Annotated in this window: 19 protein-coding genes; 10 read left to right on the top strand and 9 right to left on the bottom strand. The window is 67.9% G+C overall.

Going from position 1 to position 18,964, the window contains the following annotated elements; all coding sequences use genetic code 11:
* Positions 1-13 precede the first annotated feature (13 nt).
* Complete coding sequence (locus AC5P7X_RS09245; RefSeq protein ID WP_053498082.1) at positions 14-943, top strand: oxygenase MpaB family protein; 930 nt, start codon at positions 14-16, stop codon at positions 941-943.
* Between the two features lie 110 nt (positions 944-1,053).
* Here the strand turns inward: AC5P7X_RS09245 and AC5P7X_RS09250 are convergent, their stop codons facing one another.
* Complete coding sequence (locus tag AC5P7X_RS09250) at positions 1,054-3,165, bottom strand: M13 family metallopeptidase (RefSeq protein ID WP_171957931.1); 2,112 nt, start codon at positions 3,163-3,165, stop codon at positions 1,054-1,056.
* Positions 3,166-3,342: 177 nt separating this feature from the next.
* On the opposite strand from AC5P7X_RS09250, the gene AC5P7X_RS09255 reads away from it, so the two are divergent.
* On the top strand, positions 3,343-6,405 hold the full coding sequence (locus AC5P7X_RS09255; protein WP_372486451.1) for a bifunctional diguanylate cyclase/phosphodiesterase: 3,063 nt from the start codon (positions 3,343-3,345) through the stop codon (positions 6,403-6,405).
* Between the two features lie 95 nt (positions 6,406-6,500).
* On the opposite strand, the gene AC5P7X_RS09260 is transcribed toward AC5P7X_RS09255, so the two are convergent.
* Positions 6,501-7,382 (bottom strand): LysR family transcriptional regulator, encoded by an 882-nt coding sequence (locus tag AC5P7X_RS09260; protein ID WP_053498076.1) that lies wholly within the window; start codon positions 7,380-7,382, stop codon positions 6,501-6,503.
* 95 nt (positions 7,383-7,477) lie between these two features.
* Between AC5P7X_RS09260 and AC5P7X_RS09265 the strand changes: the two genes are divergently transcribed.
* The 3 genes from AC5P7X_RS09265 to AC5P7X_RS09275 all read left to right on the top strand — a co-directional run bounded on the left by AC5P7X_RS09265 (position 7,478) and on the right by AC5P7X_RS09275 (position 10,475).
* Positions 7,478-7,888 (top strand): DoxX family protein, encoded by a 411-nt coding sequence (locus AC5P7X_RS09265; RefSeq protein WP_065196179.1) that lies wholly within the window; start codon positions 7,478-7,480, stop codon positions 7,886-7,888.
* Between the two features lie 31 nt (positions 7,889-7,919).
* Positions 7,920-8,708: a dioxygenase family protein gene (locus tag AC5P7X_RS09270; protein ID WP_053498072.1), complete on the top strand. Its 789-nt coding sequence runs from the start codon at positions 7,920-7,922 to the stop codon at positions 8,706-8,708.
* A gap of 117 nt (positions 8,709-8,825) precedes the next feature.
* Entirely contained in the window at positions 8,826-10,475 is a 1,650-nt protein-coding gene (locus AC5P7X_RS09275) for a Na+/H+ antiporter (RefSeq protein WP_005415111.1), read from the top strand.
* A gap of 97 nt (positions 10,476-10,572) precedes the next feature.
* Here AC5P7X_RS09275 and AC5P7X_RS09280 read toward each other — a convergent pair whose 3' ends face one another.
* On the bottom strand, positions 10,573-10,821 hold the full coding sequence (locus tag AC5P7X_RS09280) for a DUF3297 family protein (protein WP_005415112.1): 249 nt from the start codon (positions 10,819-10,821) through the stop codon (positions 10,573-10,575).
* Positions 10,822-10,911: 90 nt separating this feature from the next.
* Here AC5P7X_RS09280 and AC5P7X_RS09285 point away from each other — a divergent pair, with 90 nt between their 5' ends.
* A complete protein-coding gene (locus AC5P7X_RS09285) occupies positions 10,912-11,454 on the top strand; it encodes a DUF6630 family protein (RefSeq protein ID WP_053498070.1) in 543 nt (180 codons plus the stop codon).
* A 107-nt stretch (positions 11,455-11,561) separates the two neighbouring features.
* Here AC5P7X_RS09285 and AC5P7X_RS09290 read toward each other — a convergent pair whose 3' ends face one another.
* From AC5P7X_RS09290 to msrB, 5 genes are all read right to left on the bottom strand, one after another.
* A complete protein-coding gene (locus tag AC5P7X_RS09290) occupies positions 11,562-11,837 on the bottom strand; it encodes a DUF4031 domain-containing protein (protein ID WP_329842850.1) in 276 nt (91 codons plus the stop codon).
* Between the two features lie 13 nt (positions 11,838-11,850).
* On the bottom strand, positions 11,851-12,345 hold the full coding sequence (locus tag AC5P7X_RS09295) for a hypothetical protein (protein ID WP_005415115.1): 495 nt from the start codon (positions 12,343-12,345) through the stop codon (positions 11,851-11,853).
* A 98-nt stretch (positions 12,346-12,443) separates the two neighbouring features.
* A complete protein-coding gene (motB, locus tag AC5P7X_RS09300) occupies positions 12,444-13,382 on the bottom strand; it encodes a flagellar motor protein MotB (RefSeq protein WP_053498068.1) in 939 nt (312 codons plus the stop codon).
* Positions 13,383-13,385: 3 nt separating this feature from the next.
* Complete coding sequence (gene motA / locus AC5P7X_RS09305; protein ID WP_005407915.1) at positions 13,386-14,240, bottom strand: flagellar motor stator protein MotA; 855 nt, start codon at positions 14,238-14,240, stop codon at positions 13,386-13,388.
* A gap of 91 nt (positions 14,241-14,331) precedes the next feature.
* Positions 14,332-14,799: a peptide-methionine (R)-S-oxide reductase MsrB gene (msrB, locus tag AC5P7X_RS09310; RefSeq protein ID WP_005415117.1), complete on the bottom strand. Its 468-nt coding sequence runs from the start codon at positions 14,797-14,799 to the stop codon at positions 14,332-14,334.
* A 140-nt stretch (positions 14,800-14,939) separates the two neighbouring features.
* On the opposite strand from msrB, the gene AC5P7X_RS09315 reads away from it, so the two are divergent.
* Positions 14,940-15,311 carry a hypothetical protein gene (locus AC5P7X_RS09315; protein WP_053498066.1) on the top strand — a complete coding sequence of 124 codons (372 nt, stop codon included), beginning with the start codon at positions 14,940-14,942 and terminating at the stop codon, positions 15,309-15,311.
* A 143-nt stretch (positions 15,312-15,454) separates the two neighbouring features.
* Complete coding sequence (locus tag AC5P7X_RS09320) at positions 15,455-15,634, top strand: hypothetical protein (RefSeq protein WP_053498064.1); 180 nt, start codon at positions 15,455-15,457, stop codon at positions 15,632-15,634.
* Positions 15,635-15,744: 110 nt separating this feature from the next.
* Here the strand turns inward: AC5P7X_RS09320 and AC5P7X_RS09325 are convergent, their stop codons facing one another.
* Positions 15,745-16,224 (bottom strand): Lrp/AsnC ligand binding domain-containing protein, encoded by a 480-nt coding sequence (locus AC5P7X_RS09325; RefSeq protein WP_005407919.1) that lies wholly within the window; start codon positions 16,222-16,224, stop codon positions 15,745-15,747.
* Between the two features lie 149 nt (positions 16,225-16,373).
* Here AC5P7X_RS09325 and AC5P7X_RS09330 point away from each other — a divergent pair, with 149 nt between their 5' ends.
* Together AC5P7X_RS09330 and alr are read left to right on the top strand one after the other, a co-directional pair.
* Positions 16,374-17,678: a D-amino acid dehydrogenase gene (locus AC5P7X_RS09330; RefSeq protein ID WP_053498062.1), complete on the top strand. Its 1,305-nt coding sequence runs from the start codon at positions 16,374-16,376 to the stop codon at positions 17,676-17,678.
* The gene (alr, locus tag AC5P7X_RS09335; RefSeq protein WP_053498060.1) at positions 17,657-18,724 is read left to right on the top strand and encodes an alanine racemase; all 1,068 of its coding nucleotides are present in this window, start codon (positions 17,657-17,659) and stop codon (positions 18,722-18,724) included. The genes AC5P7X_RS09330 and alr overlap by 22 nt, the downstream gene beginning before the upstream one ends.
* The last annotated feature ends 240 nt before the right edge of the window (positions 18,725-18,964 follow it).

The raw sequence follows: 18,964 nt of genomic DNA on the forward strand, positions 1-18,964 counted from the left end.
TCCTGGACCTGTGATGCCGGCTTTGCTGCAGCGACTCTCCCGCCCCGTCACCGCGCCGATCCGACGCTGGGTACTGGACGCCTTCCCGCGCGGCCAGAGCGGCATCGATTACGACCATCCGCAGGGCGACCCGGGCTGGTTCGGCCCGGACAGCGTCACCTGGCGGCTGCACGCCGAATTCCCCTCGATGCTCGCCGGTGGCCTGTGCGCGCTGATGCTGCAGACACTGCACCCACGCGCGCTGGCCGGGGTCTATGACCACTCCAATTTCCGCCAGGACCTGGTGGGTCGGCTGCGCCGCACCACGGCCTTCGTTGCCGGCACCAGCTATGCGCCCAGCGGCGAGGTGGAGGCGCTGGTGGCCAAGGTGCGCCGCATCCATGCGCAGATCCGCGGGCAGACCGCGCAGGGCGAGCCCTACGCCGCCGACGATCCGCAACTGCTGACCTGGGTGCACGTGACCGAAGCCTTCGGTTTCCTGCAGGGTTTCCGACGCTACGGGCGCAAGGTGCCGGCGCACATCGCCGATCGCTATTACGACGAGTACCGTTGCGTGGCCGAGGCACTGGGCGCGGTGGACGTGCCGCGCAGCGAAGCGGAAGTGGCGGCGTACTTCTGTGCACGTCAGCCGGAGCTGCGTGTGGATGAGCGCTCGCGCGAGGTGCTGGAGGTGCTGTCCGGCGTGCGCCTGCCGGTACCGGTGCCGGGGCTGTCGCGCGAGGTGTTCCTCGGTGCGGGCGCGGCGCTGCTGCCGGACTGGGCCGAAGGCATGCTTGAACGCAGTGGCCGCCAGCGCGCGCAGGCGGCGGCGTCTGCGAAGCTGATGCAGGGCATGGCGCCGCTGTTCCGCCGCGCACTGCCCGATGGCCTGGCCAGTCGCGCCTGTGCACGCATGGGCGCTCCGGTGGAGATCCTGCGCGAGTGGCCCGCGGTTGCCTGGTAGGTGCCAAACTTGGTTGGCACGCCTTTCGCGCGGTGCCGCGGAAGCGCCATCCAACGTTGGCAGCTACCCGCAAGTGAAACGGGCGCCTTGCGGCGCCCGTTCCGGTTACATCACCACACCTTGACCCGCTTGTCCGGGGCCAGGTACAGCTTCTGGCCTTCCTTCACCTCGAACGCCGGGTACCAGGCGTCGATGTTGCGCACGGTCAGTGCGCGGAACTGGCCCGGTGCATGCACATCGGTCAGCAGCGAGTTGCGCAGCGCCTGCTCGCGGCTCTTGCTGCGCCACGCCTGGGCGAAGCCGAGGAAGAAGCGCTGGTCCGGGGTGAAGCCCTCCAGGGTCTGGCCCGGCTTGCCCTGCAGCGACAGCTGGTAGGCATCGTAGGCGGTGCCCAGGCCGGCCACGTCGGCGATGTTCTCGCCCAGGGTCAGCTTGCCGTTCACATGCACGCCCGGGAACGGCTCGTAGCTGCTGAACTGCGCGGCCAGCGCATCACCGGCGGCGTTGAACTGCTTCAGGTCCTCGGCGGTCCACCAGTTGTGCAGCTTGCCGGTTTCATCGAACAGCGCACCGGCGTTGTCGAAGCCATGGCTGATCTCGTGGCCGATCACCGCGCCGATCGCACCGTAGTTCACCGCGTCGTCGGCGGCGCCGTCGAAGAACGGCGGCTGCAGGATCGCCGCCGGGAACACCAGGCGGTTTTCCAGCGGTACGTTCATCGCATTGATGGTCTGCGGCAGCATCGCCCACTCGCTGTGGTCGACCGGCTTGCCCAGCTTGGCGATGTTGCGCTGGTACTCGAACAGCTCGGCGCGCTGCGCGTTGCCCAGCGGGTCATCACGGCGGATCTCAAGGCCGGTGTAGTCGCGCCACTTTTCCGGATAGCCCATGCCCACGGTCAGGCCGGTAACCTTGGCCTTGGCATGCGCCTTGGTCTGCGGCGACATCCACGACAGCGCGTCGATGCGCTTGGCGAAGGCGGCAATGATGTTTTTTGCCATCTCGTCCGCGCGCTCCTTGGTCTTGGCGTCGAAGTGCTTCTCGACATAGCGCTTGCCGATGGCTTCGCCGACGGCATGGTTGGCATCATCCACGGCGCGCTTCCAGCGGTCGCTCTGCTGCGGCGTGCCGCTCAGCGCGGTGCCATGGAAGGCGAAGCGGGCATCGGCGAACTTCTTCGGCAGGTAAGCGGCGGCACGGTCCAGCGCGTGGAAGGCCAGGTAGTCCTTCCAGGCGTCCAGCGGCTCGGTGGCGACCAGCTTGGACAGGCCGGCCACGGCCTTGGGCTGCCACACGATGAAGTCCTGCTGGTTGCCCAGCGCGGCCGCATCGAGGAACGCGCTCCAGTCCATGCCCGGCGCCTTGGCATTGAAGTCGGCCTGGGTCCAGGGGTTGGCGCCCTTGGTCACGTCGTTGGTTTCTTCCTGGGTGGCATGCGCCTGCGCGATCTTCGTTTCCAGCGCCAGGATGCGCTGCGCCTTGCCGGCCGGGTCGGCCACACCGGCCAGCTGCAGCATCTGCGCGATGTAGGCCTGGTACTGCTTGCGCAGCTCGGCCATGCGGCCATCGCCCAGGTAGAAGTCACGGTCGGGCATGCCCAGCCCGCCCTGCACCAGGTACGGCGCGGTGCGGTCCGGCTGCAGCATGTCCACCGAGACCCACAGGCCGAACAGGCGGTCGGTGTAGAAGTTGGTGGCGTTGAGCAGGTCGACGTCGGCGCGCAGGTCGCCGCCGAGGGCGCGGGCCAGCCCGGCCTTGTCGGCGATCGCATCGATGGCCTTCAGCTGCGGCTGCACCGGCGCCAGACCGCGCTGCTCGATGCCAGCCTCGTCCATGTAGGCGGCGTAGTAATCGCCGATCAGCTTGTCGTCACCGCTGGCCTTGGTGTTGCCGGCCGCCCCTTCAAGGATGGCGCGGGTATCGGCCAGGGTCTTCTCGGCAATGACGTTGAAGCTGCCGAAGCGCGAGCGGTCGGCCGGAATCTCGGTGTTCTTCACCCAGGTGCCATTGGCGAAGCCGAAGAAGTCGTCGCCGGCGGCGATGCTGCGGTCCATGCCGCTGGCATCGAAGCCGAAACTGCCCAGCATCGGCTTGGCCGCAGCGGGGGCGGCATCGGCCGGCGTGGTGGCACCGGCGGCCGGTTCGGCCGGGCGGTCACAGGCGGCCAGGGACAGGCTGGCAACGATGGCCAGCGCCAGGGTGGGACGGCGCAGCTTGGACATGGACTTCTCTTGCAGCGGAAAACCCCAAGTCTAATCCGCTCCGGCGCCACTGGCCGCGTCCTTGCGCCGCCCGTCCTGTGCAGGATCTGGCTGAACGCGCAGACGCGATCTTCACGCCGTCACCGGGGTGGTGCATGCTGGACCCTGGAGCCCTGCGTGGACACGGGGGAGGTGGCCATGCGGGGTGGGGTCAGGCGTCAAGAATGGCGTCCGCCGGCCGTTGAGGTCGGGGACGTGGAGGATTCGTTCGCGCATGAAGCCAGCCGACTGCACAAGGAAGATCAACCGATGCCCGCGCTGAAACGGGCGTTGGCACGGCCGCTGCGCGCCATCACCTGGGGCGGTGTGCTGCTGGGCGTTCTGCTGGTGACCGGCCTGACCCTCATGCTGGTCAATGACTACCACCGCCGCCTGGAAGCGGCGCAGCGGCAGAGCCGCGCGCTGGCGGTGGGCAGCGAGCGCCTGCTGGCGCTGGAGCTGCGCAACCTGGAACGCGCCCTGTCCGGCATCGCCGCCGACGCCGCCGAGGTGTTCCGCAGTGTGCCGGTACAGGCGCCGGCCTTGATGGATGCCTCCATCGGCGGCGTGCTGCGCCGGCATGCCGAGCTGCACAGCATCGTCGTGCTCGACAGCCATGGCCGACCGCTGACGGCCGGCACGGGCGACCTGCAGCTGCCGCTGTGGACCGATCCGCAGCGCCGTGGCCTGGGCAGCGCGCTGTACATCGGCCCGCCGCAGCGGGCCAGCGATGGCGGCTGGGTGGTGCCGCTGGCGCTGGCGATGGCCGACGGGCGCTGGCTGCTGGCGCGGCTGCGCTGTGGCGAACTGCAACGCATCGTCGGCGGCCTCGATGTCGGCCCCAACGGACTGGTCTCGATCAGCGATGCCGAGGGTTACATGCTGGCCCGCGTGCCTGATCCGCACGGCACGGTGGGCCGCCGTTACGACCTGCCGCGCCGTGACCTGCTCGGCACGCAGGCGGTGGTCGAGCTGGGAAGCGTGCCGGGTGTGGTCGACGGCGTACCGCGCATCATCACCATCAGCACGCTGGAACACAGCCCGCTGGCGGTGCAGGTCGGCCTGGCCGACGAAGACGTACTGGCGCCGTGGTGGCCGTACCTGCAGGCGTCGGTGGCGATCGTACTGGCTTACATCGCGGTGTTGCTGGTGCTGCTGTACGCCGTGCGGCGCAGCACCCGCAGCCAGCAGGCCATGGCCGAGGAGCTGAAAACAGGCCACGCCGAGCTGCGTCTTGCGCACCAGGTCGGTCGTGTCTGTACCTGGTACGTGGATGAGGACGCCGCACTGCTGCGCTGGTCGCCGCTGGCGCGCGAGATCTTTGGCGTGCAGACCGATGCGCTGCCGGTTGCCGATTTCTTCGCACGCGTGCACCGCGACGATGCCGCGCGCCTGCAGCATGCCTTTGACCAGGCATTCGCCGGCAGCGCCGTGCTCGACCAGGTGTTCCGCCTGGTATTGCCCGGGGGCGAGGTGCGCTGGGTGGGCGCACGTGGGCAGCGGGTGGAAGTGGCCGACAGCGAGCGGCGCATGATCGGGGCGCTGACCGACCTGAGTGAGCGTTACCAGGCGCGCGAGCAGGTGAGCGAGGTCGAGCGCCGCTTCCGGCTGCTGTTCGACCGCAATCCTGCACCGTTCTGGGTGTTCGACCCGGATACGCTGCGCTTCATCGAGGTCAACGACGCTGCGGTGCGCCAGTACGGCTACAGCCGCGACGAGTTTCTGTCGATGAGCATCCTCGACATCCGCCCGCGCGAAGGCTGGGACGAAGTGCGTGGTGCCATCCAGCGCGCACAGGTGGGCGATCCACCCGACGCGACCGTACGCTTGCACCGGCGCAAGGACGGTAGTGTGTTCGAGGTGCGCGCACACCTGTCCAGGCTCGATTTCGACGGACAACCCGCGTGCCTCGTGCTGGCCGAGGATGTCAGCGAACGGCTGGCCTACGAGCGCGACCTGGCCTATCGGGCACGGCACAACCCGGCCACTGGCCTGCTCAACGTGCGCGCCCTGACCGAACAGCTGGACGAGCAGCAGCAGGGCTACACCATCGCCTTCGTGCAGTTGCGTGGCCTGCAGCTTGTGGCCGATACGCTGGGCCGTGAGATCGGCGATGCGGTGCTGCAGTCGATGGCGACCCGGCTCGGTGGACTGGGGGCGCGTTGCGGCACGCTGGCATTCCAGCCGGCGGAAGACTTCGTGTTCGCGATCGGGGCCGAGCACGATACCCAGCGCGTGCTGGATGACCTGCTGCAGATCGTGTCAGCGCCGATGCGTGGCAAGGATTCACTGCACCAGTTCGAACCGCGCATCGGTGTGGCCGTGCACACTGCCGGTGACGGCCACAGCGCCGAGCAGGTGATCGGCATGGCCGCGCAGGCCGCGCACGCGGCGCGTGCCGAGGGCAACGTGGTGGTCTGGTTCGATGCGGCAGTGACCACGCGGCTGGCCGACCGCCTGCGCCTGGCGGGGCGCATCCACGCCGCCATCGACAACGAGTTCCAGCTGTACTTCCAGCCGATCCGGCACGCCAGCGATGGCAGCCCGGCCGCGCTGGAGGCCCTGCTGCGCTGGCCGCAGGCCGATGGCAGCTTCATCCCGCCCAACGAGTTCATCCAGCTGTGCGAGGACACCGGGTTGATCCTGGCACTGGGCCGCTGGGTGATCCGCGCCGCGGCGAAGGCACAGCGGCGGCTGGTCGAGGCCGGTTGGGGCGAGCTGCCGATTGCAGTCAACGTGTCGGCAGTGCAGTTCTTCAACAGCGACCTGGTGGCCGAGTTCACCCGCGTCCAGCAGGAGTTCGGACTGGCCCGCGGCGCACTGCACGTGGAGCTGACCGAGAGCAGCCTGATGCGCAAGCCGGCGCAGGCGATGCAGACCATGCAGCGCCTGCACGAGCAGGGCATCAGCGTGTCGCTGGACGATTTCGGCACCGGCTATTCCAGCATGTCCTACCTGCAGCACCTGCCGCTGGACATCCTGAAAATCGATCGCAGTTTCGTCGCGGACGTGGAAACCAATCCGCGCAACGCTTCGATCTGCCGCGCATTGCTGTCGCTCGGCCACAGCATGGGCCTGACCATCATCGCCGAGGGCGTTGAAACGCCGGGGCAGCTGGACTGGTTGGCTGCGCATGGCTGCGACCAGGTGCAGGGCTACCTGCTGGGGCGGCCGGCGCCGCTGGAGCGGATCATCGACGCGCTGGATGAGGTGGCCGCCTAAGTGGTAGTGCCGGCCGCTGGCCGGCATTCGCCCAGGACCGGGACGTGCCTGATTGCCGGCCAGCGGCCGGCACTACCGGCAAACGCCAGACGCGGCTACACCCCAGCCTCCACCAGGTGGTCGATGAAGCTGCGTACCTTCGGCGCCAGGTGGCTGCGGCTGGCATAGACCGCGAAAATGCCGATCGGCGAGGCCTCCCATTCCGGTAGCACGCGCACCAGGCGGCCATCAGCCAGCGCGTCTTCCAGCAGGAAGTCGGGTTGCAGGATCACACCCATGCCGGCGATCGCCGCTTCGCGCAGCACGTCGCCGTTGTTGGCGTGCAGCAGGCTGTTCACCGCCACCTTCACTTCACCGCCGGGTCCCTGCAGCGGCCAGTGGTCGCCAGCGGCCCAGTAGCTGTAGCTCAGGCATGCGTGATCCTGCAGGTCCTGCGGCGTCTGTGGGGTACCGCGTGCAGCCAGGTAGGCCGGCGCCGCGCACAGGCTCACCCGCGATTCGCCCAGCCGGCGCGCGATCAGCGCCGGGCTCGGCTCGCGGGTGATGCGGATGGCCACGTCGTAGCCTTCCTCGACCATGTCCACCAGGCGGTCGGACAGGGCCAGGTCCAGTTCCACCTGCGGGAAGCGCTCGCGGTAGCTGGCCAGCAACGGGCCAAGGCGGGCGATGCCCCAGCTGACCGGTGCGTTGATGCGCAGCGTGCCCGAGGGTTCCAGCGCCTGCGCGCCGATGCTGGCCTCCAGCGCGTCGAACTCGGCCAGCAGGCGCACGCACTGGGCGTAATAGGCGGCGCCGGCGCTGGTGGGGCTGACCCGCCGCGTGGTGCGGTGGAGCAGGCGGGTGGACAGGCGCTTTTCCAGTGCCGCGACCTGGCGGGTGACGCCGGCGGTCGACATGTCCAGGGCCTGTGCCGCGGCACTGAAGCCGTTGCGCTCGACCACCGCTACGAACACACGCATCGCCTCGAGGGTGTCCATTGTTGCGCCTTATGAAATAAATACCGTCAGACGATCGTATTTATCGGCTCGTGAAGTAGCAATAACCTGTATCCACTCCCTTCAAGGTGCTTCCCATGCACACCGCCCCCCCTCCCGTTTCGCCGCTGGCCCCGTACGGTGCCACCCTGCTGCGCCTGGCCCTGGGCGTGCTGTTCCTGGTCCATGCGCTGATCAAGCTGCTGGTGTTCACCCCGGCGGGCACGGCGGCATTCTTCGAATCGCTGGGCCTGCCCGGCGTGCTGGGTTACCTCACCATCGGCGCCGAGCTGGTGATCACCACTGCGCTGCTGCTGGGCATCTACGCGCGCTGGGTCGGCCTGGCCGGCGTGCCGCTGCTGCTGGGCACCATCGTCACCGTGCACGGCGCCAACGGCTTCGGTTTCGCCAATGCCGGCGGCGGCTGGGAATACCCGGCGTTCTGGGCACTGGCGCTGGTGGTGCTGTTCCTGGTCGGCGACGGCAAGTGGACCCTGCGTTCGCGCTGATCGCCGCCTGATCCTGCAACTGGAGCATTCCATGTCCCGCCTGCCTTCGTTGTACATCTCCCACGGCTCGCCGATGACCGCCCTGCATCCGGGCCAGGTCGGCGTGCGCCTGGCCGAGCTGGCGCGCGACCTGCCGACGCCGCGCGCCATCGTGATGGCCTCGGCGCACTGGCTGGGTCGGCAGCCGCTGGTCGGCGCGCATCCGCAGCCGCCGACGATCCATGACTTCGGCGGCTTCCCGCGCGCGCTGTTCGAACTGCAGTACCCGGCGCCCGGCGATCCGGCGCTGGCCGAAGAAGTGGCCCGCCGCATCGCCGCTGCCGGCCTGCCGGTGGCGCTCGACCCTCAGCGTGGCCTCGACCATGGCGCGTGGGTGCCGCTGCGGCTGCTGCGCCCGCAAGCCGACATCCCGGTGGTGCCGCTGTCGATCCAGCCGCTGCTCGGCCCCGGGCACCAGTTCGCGCTGGGCCGCGCGCTGGCGCCACTGCGTGAGCAGGGCGTGCTGCTGGTCGGCTCGGGCAGCATCACCCACAACCTGCACGACTGGGGCGACTACCAGGACGGCAAGGAAGCGCCGTACGTGCGGCCCTTCATCGAGTGGGTCGAGCAGCGCCTGGCCGCCGATGATCGCCAGGCCCTGTTCGACTACCGCCGGCAGGCACCGTTCGCCGAACGCGCGCACCCGACCGACGAGCACCTGCTGCCGCTGTTCTTCGCGATGGGCGCAGCCGGCGAGGACCACTTCGGTGCACGCCGCATCGATGCCGGCATCGATGCCGGCTTCCTCGCCATGGACCTGTACCGCTTCGACGGGGCATGAGCCGGGGCTGACGCGCGACCGCCCCGGCCGTCGCGCTCATGGCCGCATGTGGTAGTTTTTTCCGGGTTTCCGGCGCTGGCCTTCGAGCCTCCCCGCGCGCCGCTTCCTGGAAGAAGCATGCATACCATTGAAGTCGTCCTGGCGATGCTGGTGGCCGTTGTCGCCAGCGGCTACCTGGTTCGCGTCCTCCCGTTCTCGTTGCCGCTGCCGCTGGTGCAGATCGGCCTGGGCGCGGTCATCGCCGGGGTGTTCAACCGCGGCCACGCGCTGGAGCCGGAAGTGTTCTTCCTGCTGTTCCTGCCGCCGCTGCTGTTCCTTGATGGCTGGCGCATCCCCAAGCAGGGCCTGTTCCGCGACAAGGGCGCGATCCTCGAACTGGCGTTCGGCCTGGTGGTGTTCACCGTCATCGGTGCCGGCCTGCTGATCCACTGGATGATTCCGGTGATGCCGCTGGCGGTGTGCTTTGCGCTGGCGGCCATCGTCTCGCCGACCGACCCGGTGGCGGTCGGCGCGATCGCCTCCAAGGCACCGATTCCCAAGCGACTGATGCACATCCTGGAAGGCGAGTCGCTGCTCAACGATGCGTCCGGCCTGGTCTGCTTCCGTTTCGCGGTGGCGGCGGTGATGACCGGCTCCTTCTCGCTGGCCACGGCCTCGCTGACCTTCCTGTGGGTGGCGGTGGCCGGCCTTGCGGTGGGCGTGGCGGTCACCCTCGGTGTCTCCACCTTCCAGCGCTGGTTGTGGCGCCGCTTCGGCGAGGAACCGGGTGCGGCGATGCTGGTCAACCTGCTGATTCCGTTCGCGGCCTACCTGCTGGCCGAAGAAATCCATGCCTCGGGTATCCTCGCTGCCGTAGCGGCCGGTATCGCGATGAGCTACGTCGAGCTCACCGGCCGTGTCTCCGGCAGCATGCGCGTACAGCGTGCGGGCGTCTGGAACATGCTGCAGTTCAGCTTCAACGGCATCATGTTCGTGCTGCTGGGCGAGCAGCTGCCCGGCATCGTCGAGCGTGCCACCACCACCATGAACGAGTCCGGCCACCAGAGTGCATGGTGGCTGCTGGTGTACGTGGTGGTGATCAACCTGGCGCTGATCCTGTTGCGCCTGCTGTGGGTATGGTTGTCGCTGCGCTGGAACCTGCTGCGTGCACGCCGCCGAGGCCTGGAACGCGGCGAGGCACCGAACTGGCGCATCGTGGTGGCAACCTCGGTGGCCGGCGTGCGCGGCGCGATCACCCTGGCCGGCGTGCTGACCCTGCCGTTGTTCCTGCCTGATGGCAGCGCGTTCCCGGCGCGCGACCTGGTGATCTTCCTGGCCGCGGCGGTGATCCTGTTCTCACTGGTCGGCGCCAGCGTGGCGCTGCCGCAGCTGCTGAAGGGCCTGCAGCTGCCGGCCGATTCGGGCGAGCGCAAGGAAGAGGACCTGGCACGCCGGCTGTCGTCCAAGGCTGCGCTGGCCGGGGTCGAGCGCATGCGCCAGCAGTTGGTGATGAACCAGAACACCGAGAACGTGCAGCTGTACAACGACGCTGCCTCGCGGGTGAGCCTGCTGTATCAGCGGCACCTGGAGAAGGACAACGACGGGCCCGACGTGGACCCGGAGAAAGTGCGGCGCATGGAGCTGGGTTACCGCCAGCTGCGCAGCGCCGGTCTCAATGCCGAGCGTGAGGAGCTGTTCCGGTTGACCCGGCGCGGGGTGATCTCCGATGAGATCTCGCGGCGCCTGATCCGCAACCTGGACCTGCTGGAATCGCGCAAGCGCGAGTGACCGTGTACCCCGGGTGGGTGCGGACCTTGGTCCGCGTTGATCGGCGTCAGATCCCTTTCCGCAGGAAAGGGATCTGACCCCAGGTCGGAACAGCCGGTTATTCCGGCTTCTGGTCCAGGAAATACACTTCGACCTTGCCCTTGACCTTGATCGTCATCGGGTTGCCGCGGCGGTCGCGGGCCTTGCCGGCCTGCACGCGGATCCAGCCTTCGCTGACCGAGTATTCCTCGACGTTGTCGCGCTCGACGTCGTTGAAACGCACGCCGACGCCGCGCTCCAGCGCCTGCGCATCATGGAAGGGGCTGGCCGGGTTGATCGCCAGGTGGTCGGGAGGGGTATCGCTCATCGCTTCATTCACAGTGACGGCCACCAAGGCCGGCTTCAGCGGCACAGGATAAACCGTAGAATGCCGGCCTGCCCCAGAGGACGTTCCGCCATGCCCGACAACAGCGACTATTTCGACTTCGAGGAAGACATCCACGACTTCGACGAGGATGGATTCGAGGCGCGGGTCTGGAACCTGCTGGTGCTGATCAACCCGGGCGACGAAGAGTTGGCCCTGCAGCAGTTCAACCGCTGGCGCGAGCACCTGTCCGAGGACGGGCAGCCGCTGGAAGCGGACAGCGACTGGTTGCCGGCGCTGTTCACCGCCATCGCCTGGCAGTCCGGTTTCGAGGTGGAGCGCGACGACCTGGAATCGCTGCAATCGGCGGTCAACGAGCTGTCGGCGCGCTTCAACCTGCAGCTGGACTGGGGCGGCGACCTGGATGACGAGGACTTCGCCGAGGACCTGGACGGTGTGCAGCTGATGTCCACCGCCTTCGACCGCCTGCGCGAGCACAACTACACGCTGTGGAGCGTGGATACCGGCAGCGACGGCTTCACCGGCGTGATGGCGCTGACCCGTGACGACGACGCGATGCTGGCGCTGTGCTCGCTGCTGAACGTGGAGATCCGACTGGGCAGCGACCCGTTCTGAACGGGCCGGCAGCGCTGCGCATGTAGAGCCGAGCCCGCGCTCGGCTGCAGTCCGCGTAGAGCAGCCGAGCATGGGCTCGGCTCTACAGGAGGCAAACGGCAGCGCGCCTACGGCCGGTACTGCGCCCTGGCGTTGGCAATCACCGCTTTGACCAGGTCACGATCGGTGTGCCGGGAAATCGCTCGCGCGCCAAGCGCGATCGCCTGCGTACGCAGCTCGGCCGTGACATCGTAGTGGGCACCGCTGGCCTTGTTCTGGAAGGCCCGCAGTGGGATGCCGAGCTGCGCCGCCATCGCGTGCAGCTCGGCCAGGGTGTCGGCCATCAGGTGCGCCCAGCGCTGTCCGCGCCAGGGATGCACCGCGTCATCGACGTAGACCGTCACCGCCGCGGCCGGTTCAGGCCTGCGGCTTGCTGTCGCTGTCAGCGGCCGGGCTGGCCTCGGCGTCGGCAGCAGCTTCAACCACATCGCCTTCGGCGGCCTCAGTGGCTTCTTCGCCTTCTTCGGCTTCCACGGTCTCGAACTCGGACACCAGCTTGTCCAGGTACTCGTCAGCGGTCTGGCCGGATTCGGCGGCCAGGGTGTCCAGCAGCTTCTGCAGCAGCTCGGAATACTCCAGGTTGACCTTGCGGCCTTCCTTTTCCTGCACGTTGGACAGGTGCTTGAGCATGGCCAGCATCGGCACCGGGTTCTCGGCGTTGCCCATGGTCTGACCACCGATGGCCAGCAGCCATTCGCGGCCCTGCAGGCCGATGGCGGCGACCACCTGGCCGTCTTCGTTGGTCAGCACGGCATGGTTCTGCACCTGCTGCTGGGCGTTCAGGCGCAGGAACGGGCGCTTGGCCTGCTGCTTCTTGCGCTTGTCGCGCTTGGCCTTGGAGTTCTGGGACATGGGGTGGGGTCACCTGGAAACGGAAAGACCGCCATTGTAGCGGCCGCACGCAGGTGGGGTCAGATCCCTTTCCACTGGAAAGGGATTTGACCCCCGGTTCAGTGCGCCTCACCCTGCGCGGCCTGCACGTCGGGGTCAGCGGCAGGTGCCGACAGCCCGACCTGCGGGCCGGCGCCGGCCAGAGCGGCCGCTTCGGCGGCCTGGGTCATCACCACGATGCTGATGCGGCGGTTGATCGGGTTCTGCGGGTCGGCCTTGTCGAACAGCACCGATGAAGACAGGCCGACCACGCGGGTGATCTTGTTGTCCTCCAGGCCGCCGTCCACCAGCGCGCGGCGGGCGGCATTGGCACGATCAGCGCTCAGTTCCCAGTTACCGTAGCCACGTGCAGCCGAATAGGCGGTGATGTCGGTGTGGCCGGTCAGGCTGATCCGGTTCGGCACGTGGTTCAGGTAGTTGGCCAGCTCGTGCAGGATCTGCTGCGTGTACGGTTTCAGCGTGGCGCTGCCGAGGTCGAACATCGGCCGGTTCTGCTTGTCCACGATCTGGATGCGCAGGCCCTCCGGGGTCAGGTCCAGCAGCAGCTGGTCCTTGAACGGCTCCAGGGCCTGGCTCCTGCTGATCGCTTCCTGCAGCTCCTTCATCAGTGCTTCCAGCTGCTGCTTGTCGCGCTGCTGCTGGTCCACCGGCTGCGGTACCGCTTCCTTCTGGTTCTGGAAGGGGTCGTTGCTGTTGCCACGCGAAATGTCGGTGGCACCGCCCAGCTTGATCATCGAGGTGCTGGCGCCGCCCGGGCCGGCCATGCCGGGCGCCGGCGTGGCGCTCTGACCGCTCAACGGGCTGGGGTTGCGGAAGTACTCGGAAATGGCCGCACGGTCGTTCTTGTTGGTGGTGGCCATCAGCCACAGCACCAGGAAGAACGCCATCATCGCGGTCACGAAGTCGGCATAGGCCACCTTCCACGAACCACCATGATGGGCGGCGTGGCCGGCCTTCTTGACCCGGCGGACGATGACGGTGGGCTTGTTCTCGGCCATGGCTTACTTGACCGTCTTCAGGTGCTGCTCGAAATCGGAGAAGGCCGGGCGCACGTTCGACGGCAGGGTCTTGCGGGCGAACTCCAGCGCGATCTTCGGGTTGTAACCGCGCAGGCAGGCCAGCAGGGCGGTCTTGACCGATTCGTAGATGCGGCTGTCCTGCTCGGCGCGGGCCTCCATCGCGGCGGCCATCGGGCCGACGAAGCCGTAGCCCAGCAGGATGCCCAGGAACGTACCGACCAGCGCGCCGGCCACGTGGCCACCGACCTCGACGATGTCGCCACCGATCGAGCCCATGGTGATGACGATGCCCAGCACCGCGGCGACGATGCCGAAACCGGGCAGCCCGTCGGCGACCTTGGTCAGCACCTGTGAGGGTGCCATGGCCTCGGCGTGGTGCTTTTCCAGCTCCAGTTCCAGCAGCGGTTCCAGCTCATGCGGCTCGATGTTGCTGCCGATCATCAGGCGCAGGCAGTCGGTGATGAAATCGATCAGGTGGTGGTCGGCCTGCACCTTGGGGTAGTTGCCGAACAGCGCGCTTTCGGCCGGGCGCTCGACATGGTCTTCCAACGCCATGAAGCCTTCGCGGCGGGCCTTGTTGAGCAGTTCATAGAGCAGGCTGAGCACATCGATGTAGTCCTGCTGCTTGTAGCGCGGGCCCTTGAACACACCCACCATGGCCTGCAGCGTCTGCTTGACCGTCTTGGCCGGGGTACCGACCAGGAAGGCGCCGAGCGCGGCGCCGCCGATGATGACCAGCTCATAGGGCTGCCAGAGGGCACCCAGGCGGCCGTGGGCACCGAGGTAGCCCCCGATCACGCTGATGATGACGACCAGGAATCCAACGATGATGAGCATGGGGCGACGCAAGGAGAGGGGATATCTCCTTGTCGGCCCGTCGCCCGGTTTTCTGAAGAGGGAATTCTGTGAAATCGGTCAGCGGGGTGTTTCAGCCCGCCACGCCGCTTTCTGCGCCGCCACGCTGCAGCGGATCGGGCCAGGGCTCGCCATTGCCGGTGAACGAAAGTGAGACGGAGTTCAGGCAGTGGCGCTCGTAGGTGGGCGGCGGACCATCCGGGAACACGTGGCCCAAGTGGCTGCCGCAGCGCGCGCAGGTGATCTCGGTGCGCACCATGCCGTGGCTGGTATCACGGATCTCGCGCACGTGCGCGGGGTCGAACGGGGCAAAGAAGCTGGGCCAGCCGGTGCCGGAATCGAACTTGGTGCTGGAGCGGAACAGTGGCAGCGCGCACAGCCTGCAGCAGTAGACCCCCTCGCGCTTGTTGTCGAGGAACACGCCGCAGAACGGCGCCTCGGTGCCGTGCTGCAGCAGCACGCGGCGCTCCTCGCTGCTGAGGCCAGCGATCAGCGCCTCGGTCTGGGTGGCAGTGGGGGGCGTCAGGTCGAAGGCGGTCATGGCGGCGCTCCGTGGGGTCGATGGCCTGGGGATGGCGGAAAACGTGGGGGTGAAGACGCGACCTTGCAAGTGTGATGGCCGTTCATGGGCGGCACACAGGGGCGGGCGCAAGGTGAACGCGATCCACGCCGGAGCGCGCCATGAAACCAATCCTTCCCCTGCTGCTGGCCCTGTTGCCCATCGTGGCGCTGGCGCAGGTGCCGACCGCCGACCCGACTGCGACCCGCAGCGCGACCACCGTGGCGCCGCAGCCCGTGGCACCACCGCCACAGGCCGCTCGCCCGCAACCGCAGGTACTGCCGTCGCCGCAGCCGGCGCAGCCGATCAGATCCACCGGTCCGGCCCGGGTCGCGCCGACGCCGGTGCCGAAGCCGGCCGACAAGGTCTATGACCGCAATGGCCGCATCGTTCCGGGCGTGCGCCCGGCCGGCCCGAACCGCGTGTTCGATTCGCGCACCGGCCGCTATTACGACAGCGTGCCGGCCGGCGATGGGCAGCAGATCAAGCGCTGAGTCCTGGTGCCACCAAGGTTGGCCGCTACCTGGCGCTGAGCGGGCTGAACGCACGAAAACAACATCCAGCCGATCACTGCTTTTTCGCCTGCGATTAACCGTTCCGGGACCACCGTGGCCCTGCGCCGGCATCCCGCCGCCGCATGTCCTTCGTCCACTGGATCGCGACCATGAAAAACCAGCAGAACCGTCATCCCGGCAAGGAACCGCAGAGCCGCAACCCGCAACAGCAACAGCAACAGCAGCAGATGGAGCCGCAGCCGCCGCACAAGGGCGGCAAGCAGCAGGAACAGCGCACGCAGAAGCATCCGCAGCAGCGCTGACTGTCGCCATGACCGGGGTCAGAGCCCGCTGCGCGGGATCCGACCCCTTGCCAGATGCCGACCGGGGTCGGATCCCGCACAGCGGGCTCTGACCCCATCCTGCAACCGCCTCAATCCGGAATCGGCAGGCTCAGCGTCTCCTTCACCTCTTCCATCACGATGTAGCTCTTCGACTCACGTACATGCGGCAGTGTAAGCAACGTGCTGCCGAGCAGCTTGCGGTAGGAAGCCATTTCACTGATCCGTGCTTTCAGCAGGTAATCGAAGTCGCCCGACACCAGGTGGCACTCCAGCACGTTGGGCAGCTTCAGCGCGGCGCGCCGGAATTCCTCGAAGATGTCGCCGGACTTGTAGGCCAGGCTGATCTCTACGAACACCAGCAGGCTGGCCTTCACCGCGGCCGGGTCGAGGTGGGCGTGATAGCCGGTGATTACCCCTTCGCGTTCCAGGCGGCGCACCCGCTCGGTGCACGGGGTGGTCGACAGGCCGACCCGCTCGCCCAGCTCGGTGAAGGAGATGCGGCCTTCGGCCTGCAGGATGCGCAGGATCTTGCGGTCGATCTTGTCCAGTTCGCGGGTACGGGTGGCCATGGCCGTCAACCTTGGGGAATGAATTGCAGGAGAACATCCTGCCGGTTGATTTCAAATCAGGCAAATCAACTGGTATTGGCTGTCTATACTTCCCCAATTATGGTCCCGGCACGCTCCAGTGCAGGGAATGATCGGGTTGGAGAAGTCCCATGCGAGTCCTAGTTCTCGGCAGCGGCGTGATCGGCACTACCAGTGCCTGGTACCTGCGACAGGCCGGGTTTGAAGTCACGGTCATCGACCGCCAGCCCGGCCCGGCGCTGGAGACCAGCTTCGCCAATGCCGGCCAGCTGTCATTCGGCTACACCTCGCCGTGGGCGGCGCCGGGCGTGCCGAAGAAGGCGATCGGCTGGCTGTTCGAGAAGCACGCGCCGCTGGCGATCAAGCCGGGCATGGACCTGGCCCAGTACCGCTGGCTGTGGCAGATGCTGCGCAACTGTACCCACGAGCGTTATGCGATCAACAAGGCGCGCATGGTGCGCATGTCCGAGTACAGCCGCGACTGCCTGAACGAGCTGCGCGCGCAGATCGGCATCGAATTCGAAGGCCGCGACCTGGGCACCACCCAGTTGTTCCGCACCCAGCAGCAGCTGGATGCCTCTGCGCAGGACATCGAGATCCTGGCCCAGTACGGCGTGCCGTACGAGGTGCTGGACCGGGCCGGCATCATCCAGGCCGAACCGGCCCTGGCCCACGTCGATGGCCTGGTCGGCGCGCTGCGCCTGCCGCGTGACCAGACCGGCGACTGCCAGCTGTTCACCCGCCGCCTGGCGCAGATGTGCGTGGATGCCGGCGTTGAATTCCGCTTCGACCAGGACATCACCGGGCTGGAGTTCGATGGCGACCGCATCACCGGCGTGCGCATCGACGGCAAGCTGGAAACCGCCGACCGCTTCGTGGTTGCGCTCGGCAGCTACTCACCGGCGCTGGTCGCACCGCTGGGCATGCGCCTGCCGGTGTACCCGCTGAAGGGTTACTCGCTGACCCTGCCGATCACCGACCGGGCGATGGCGCCGACCTCGACCATCCTCGATGAGAGCTACAAGGTGGCGGTGACCCGCTTCGACGACCGCATCCGTGTCGGCGGCATGGCCGAGGTGGCCGGCTTCGACCTGTCGCTGTCGCAGCGCCGCCGCGAGACCCTGGAACTGGTGGTCCGTGACCTCTACCCGAAGGGCGGCGACCTGTCGCGCGCGCAGTTCTGGACCGGCCTGCGCCCGGCTACGCCGGACGGTACGCCGGTGATCGGCGCCACGCCGTTCCGCAACCTGTACCTCAACACCGGCCACGGCACGCTGGGCTGGACCATGGCCTGCGGTTCGGGCCGCTACCTGGCCGACCTGATGAGCGCGCGACAGCCGCAGATCAGCACCGAAGGCCTGGATATTTTCCGCTACGGCCAGTACGGTCACGCGCCGCAACACGAGAACCGCACATGCGTCCTGCCCGCGCGCTGATCGATCTGGGCGCCCTGCGCAGCAACTACCGGCTCGCGCGTGAACTGGGCGGTGGCAAGGCCCTTGCGATCATCAAGGCCGATGCCTATGGGCACGGCGCGGTGCGCTGTGCGCAGGCGCTGGAAGGCGAGGCCGATGGATTCGGCGTGGCCACCATCGAAGAGGCACTGGAGCTGCGCCAGGCCGGCATCCGTGCGCCGATCCTGCTGCTGGAAGGCATCTTCGAGCCCAGCGACATGGCGCTGGTGGCCGAGCATGACTTCTGGTTCGCCGTCGGTTCGCCGTGGCAAGTGGAGGCACTGGCGGCGTTCGACAGCCCGCGCCCGTTGACGGTGTGGCTGAAGCTGGACAGCGGCATGCACCGCCTCGGCCTGGACGTGGACAGCTTCCGCGCGGCGCATGCACGCCTGTCGGCGCTGCCGCAGGTCGAGCGCATCGTGCTGATGACCCACCTGGCACGTGCCGACGAACTGGACAGCGAGCGCACCCGCGAGCAGGCCGCGACCTTCGCGCGCGCCATCGACGGCCTGCACGGCGAGACCAGCGTGTGCAATTCGCCGGCGCTGCTGGGCTGGCCGGAGGTGCGCAGCGATTGGGTGCGGCCCGGCCTGATGCTGTACGGCGCCAACCCGCTGCCGGACAGCACCGCGCTGACCGCGCGCCTGCGCCCGGTGATGACGATGCAGTCCAAGGTGATCGCCGAGCGCTGGATCGAAGCCGGTGAACCGGTGGGATATGGCGCACGCTTCGTGGCCAAGGCACGCACCCGCGTAGGCGTGGTCGCGCTTGGCTATGCCGACGGTTACCCGCAGTTCGCCCCGAACGGCACCCCGGTGCTGATCGACGGGCAGCCCGGCGGCCTGATCGGGCGCGTGTCGATGGACATGTTGACGGTGGACCTGACCGCGCATCCGCAGGCCGGCATCGGCAGCGTGGTGGAGCTGTGGGGTTGCGCGCCGACGCTGTCGGAGCTGGCGCCGCGCTGTGGCGTGAGTGCCTACCAGCTGCCGTGCGCGGTCAAGCGCGTGGCTAAGGTGTACGTGTAGAGCCGAGCGCACGCTCGGCGCCTTGAATGCGTGTCGACCAAGGTCGACACCTGCCGATGGGCTTTACGCGTAGCGGTCGCCCGGTACGGGGCGCCGGGCGCGACTCTGGTAGCGGCCGACCTTGGTCGGCGCCTTGAATGCGTGTCGACCAAGGTCGACACCTACCGATGGGTTTTACGCGCAGTGGTCGCCTGGTACGGGGCGCCGGGCGCGACTCTGGTAGCGGTCGACCTTGGTCGG

The organism is Stenotrophomonas sp. YJH_SMC_53, from assembly GCF_059369995.1.

Coding starts and splice junctions, on each gene's coding strand:
- AC5P7X_RS09270 (WP_053498072.1), top strand. CDS start 7,920: ATGTCCCGCCTGCCTTCGTTGTACATCTCCCACGGCTCGCCGATGACC.
- AC5P7X_RS09255 (WP_372486451.1), top strand. CDS start 3,343: ATGCGGGGTGGGGTCAGGCGTCAAGAATGGCGTCCGCCGGCCGTTGAG.
- AC5P7X_RS09320 (WP_053498064.1), top strand. CDS start 15,455: ATGTCCTTCGTCCACTGGATCGCGACCATGAAAAACCAGCAGAACCGT.
- AC5P7X_RS09325 (WP_005407919.1), bottom strand. CDS start 16,224: ATGGCCACCCGTACCCGCGAACTGGACAAGATCGACCGCAAGATCCTG.
- AC5P7X_RS09275 (WP_005415111.1), top strand. CDS start 8,826: ATGCATACCATTGAAGTCGTCCTGGCGATGCTGGTGGCCGTTGTCGCC.
- AC5P7X_RS09330 (WP_053498062.1), top strand. CDS start 16,374: ATGCGAGTCCTAGTTCTCGGCAGCGGCGTGATCGGCACTACCAGTGCC.
- AC5P7X_RS09285 (WP_053498070.1), top strand. CDS start 10,912: ATGCCCGACAACAGCGACTATTTCGACTTCGAGGAAGACATCCACGAC.
- AC5P7X_RS09265 (WP_065196179.1), top strand. CDS start 7,478: ATGCACACCGCCCCCCCTCCCGTTTCGCCGCTGGCCCCGTACGGTGCC.
- msrB (WP_005415117.1), bottom strand. CDS start 14,799: ATGACCGCCTTCGACCTGACGCCCCCCACTGCCACCCAGACCGAGGCG.
- AC5P7X_RS09250 (WP_171957931.1), bottom strand. CDS start 3,165: ATGTCCAAGCTGCGCCGTCCCACCCTGGCGCTGGCCATCGTTGCCAGC.
- motB (WP_053498068.1), bottom strand. CDS start 13,382: ATGGCCGAGAACAAGCCCACCGTCATCGTCCGCCGGGTCAAGAAGGCC.
- AC5P7X_RS09315 (WP_053498066.1), top strand. CDS start 14,940: ATGAAACCAATCCTTCCCCTGCTGCTGGCCCTGTTGCCCATCGTGGCG.
- alr (WP_053498060.1), top strand. CDS start 17,657: ATGCGTCCTGCCCGCGCGCTGATCGATCTGGGCGCCCTGCGCAGCAAC.
- AC5P7X_RS09245 (WP_053498082.1), top strand. CDS start 14: ATGCCGGCTTTGCTGCAGCGACTCTCCCGCCCCGTCACCGCGCCGATC.
- AC5P7X_RS09295 (WP_005415115.1), bottom strand. CDS start 12,345: ATGTCCCAGAACTCCAAGGCCAAGCGCGACAAGCGCAAGAAGCAGCAG.
- AC5P7X_RS09260 (WP_053498076.1), bottom strand. CDS start 7,382: ATGGACACCCTCGAGGCGATGCGTGTGTTCGTAGCGGTGGTCGAGCGC.
- motA (WP_005407915.1), bottom strand. CDS start 14,240: ATGCTCATCATCGTTGGATTCCTGGTCGTCATCATCAGCGTGATCGGG.
- AC5P7X_RS09280 (WP_005415112.1), bottom strand. CDS start 10,821: ATGAGCGATACCCCTCCCGACCACCTGGCGATCAACCCGGCCAGCCCC.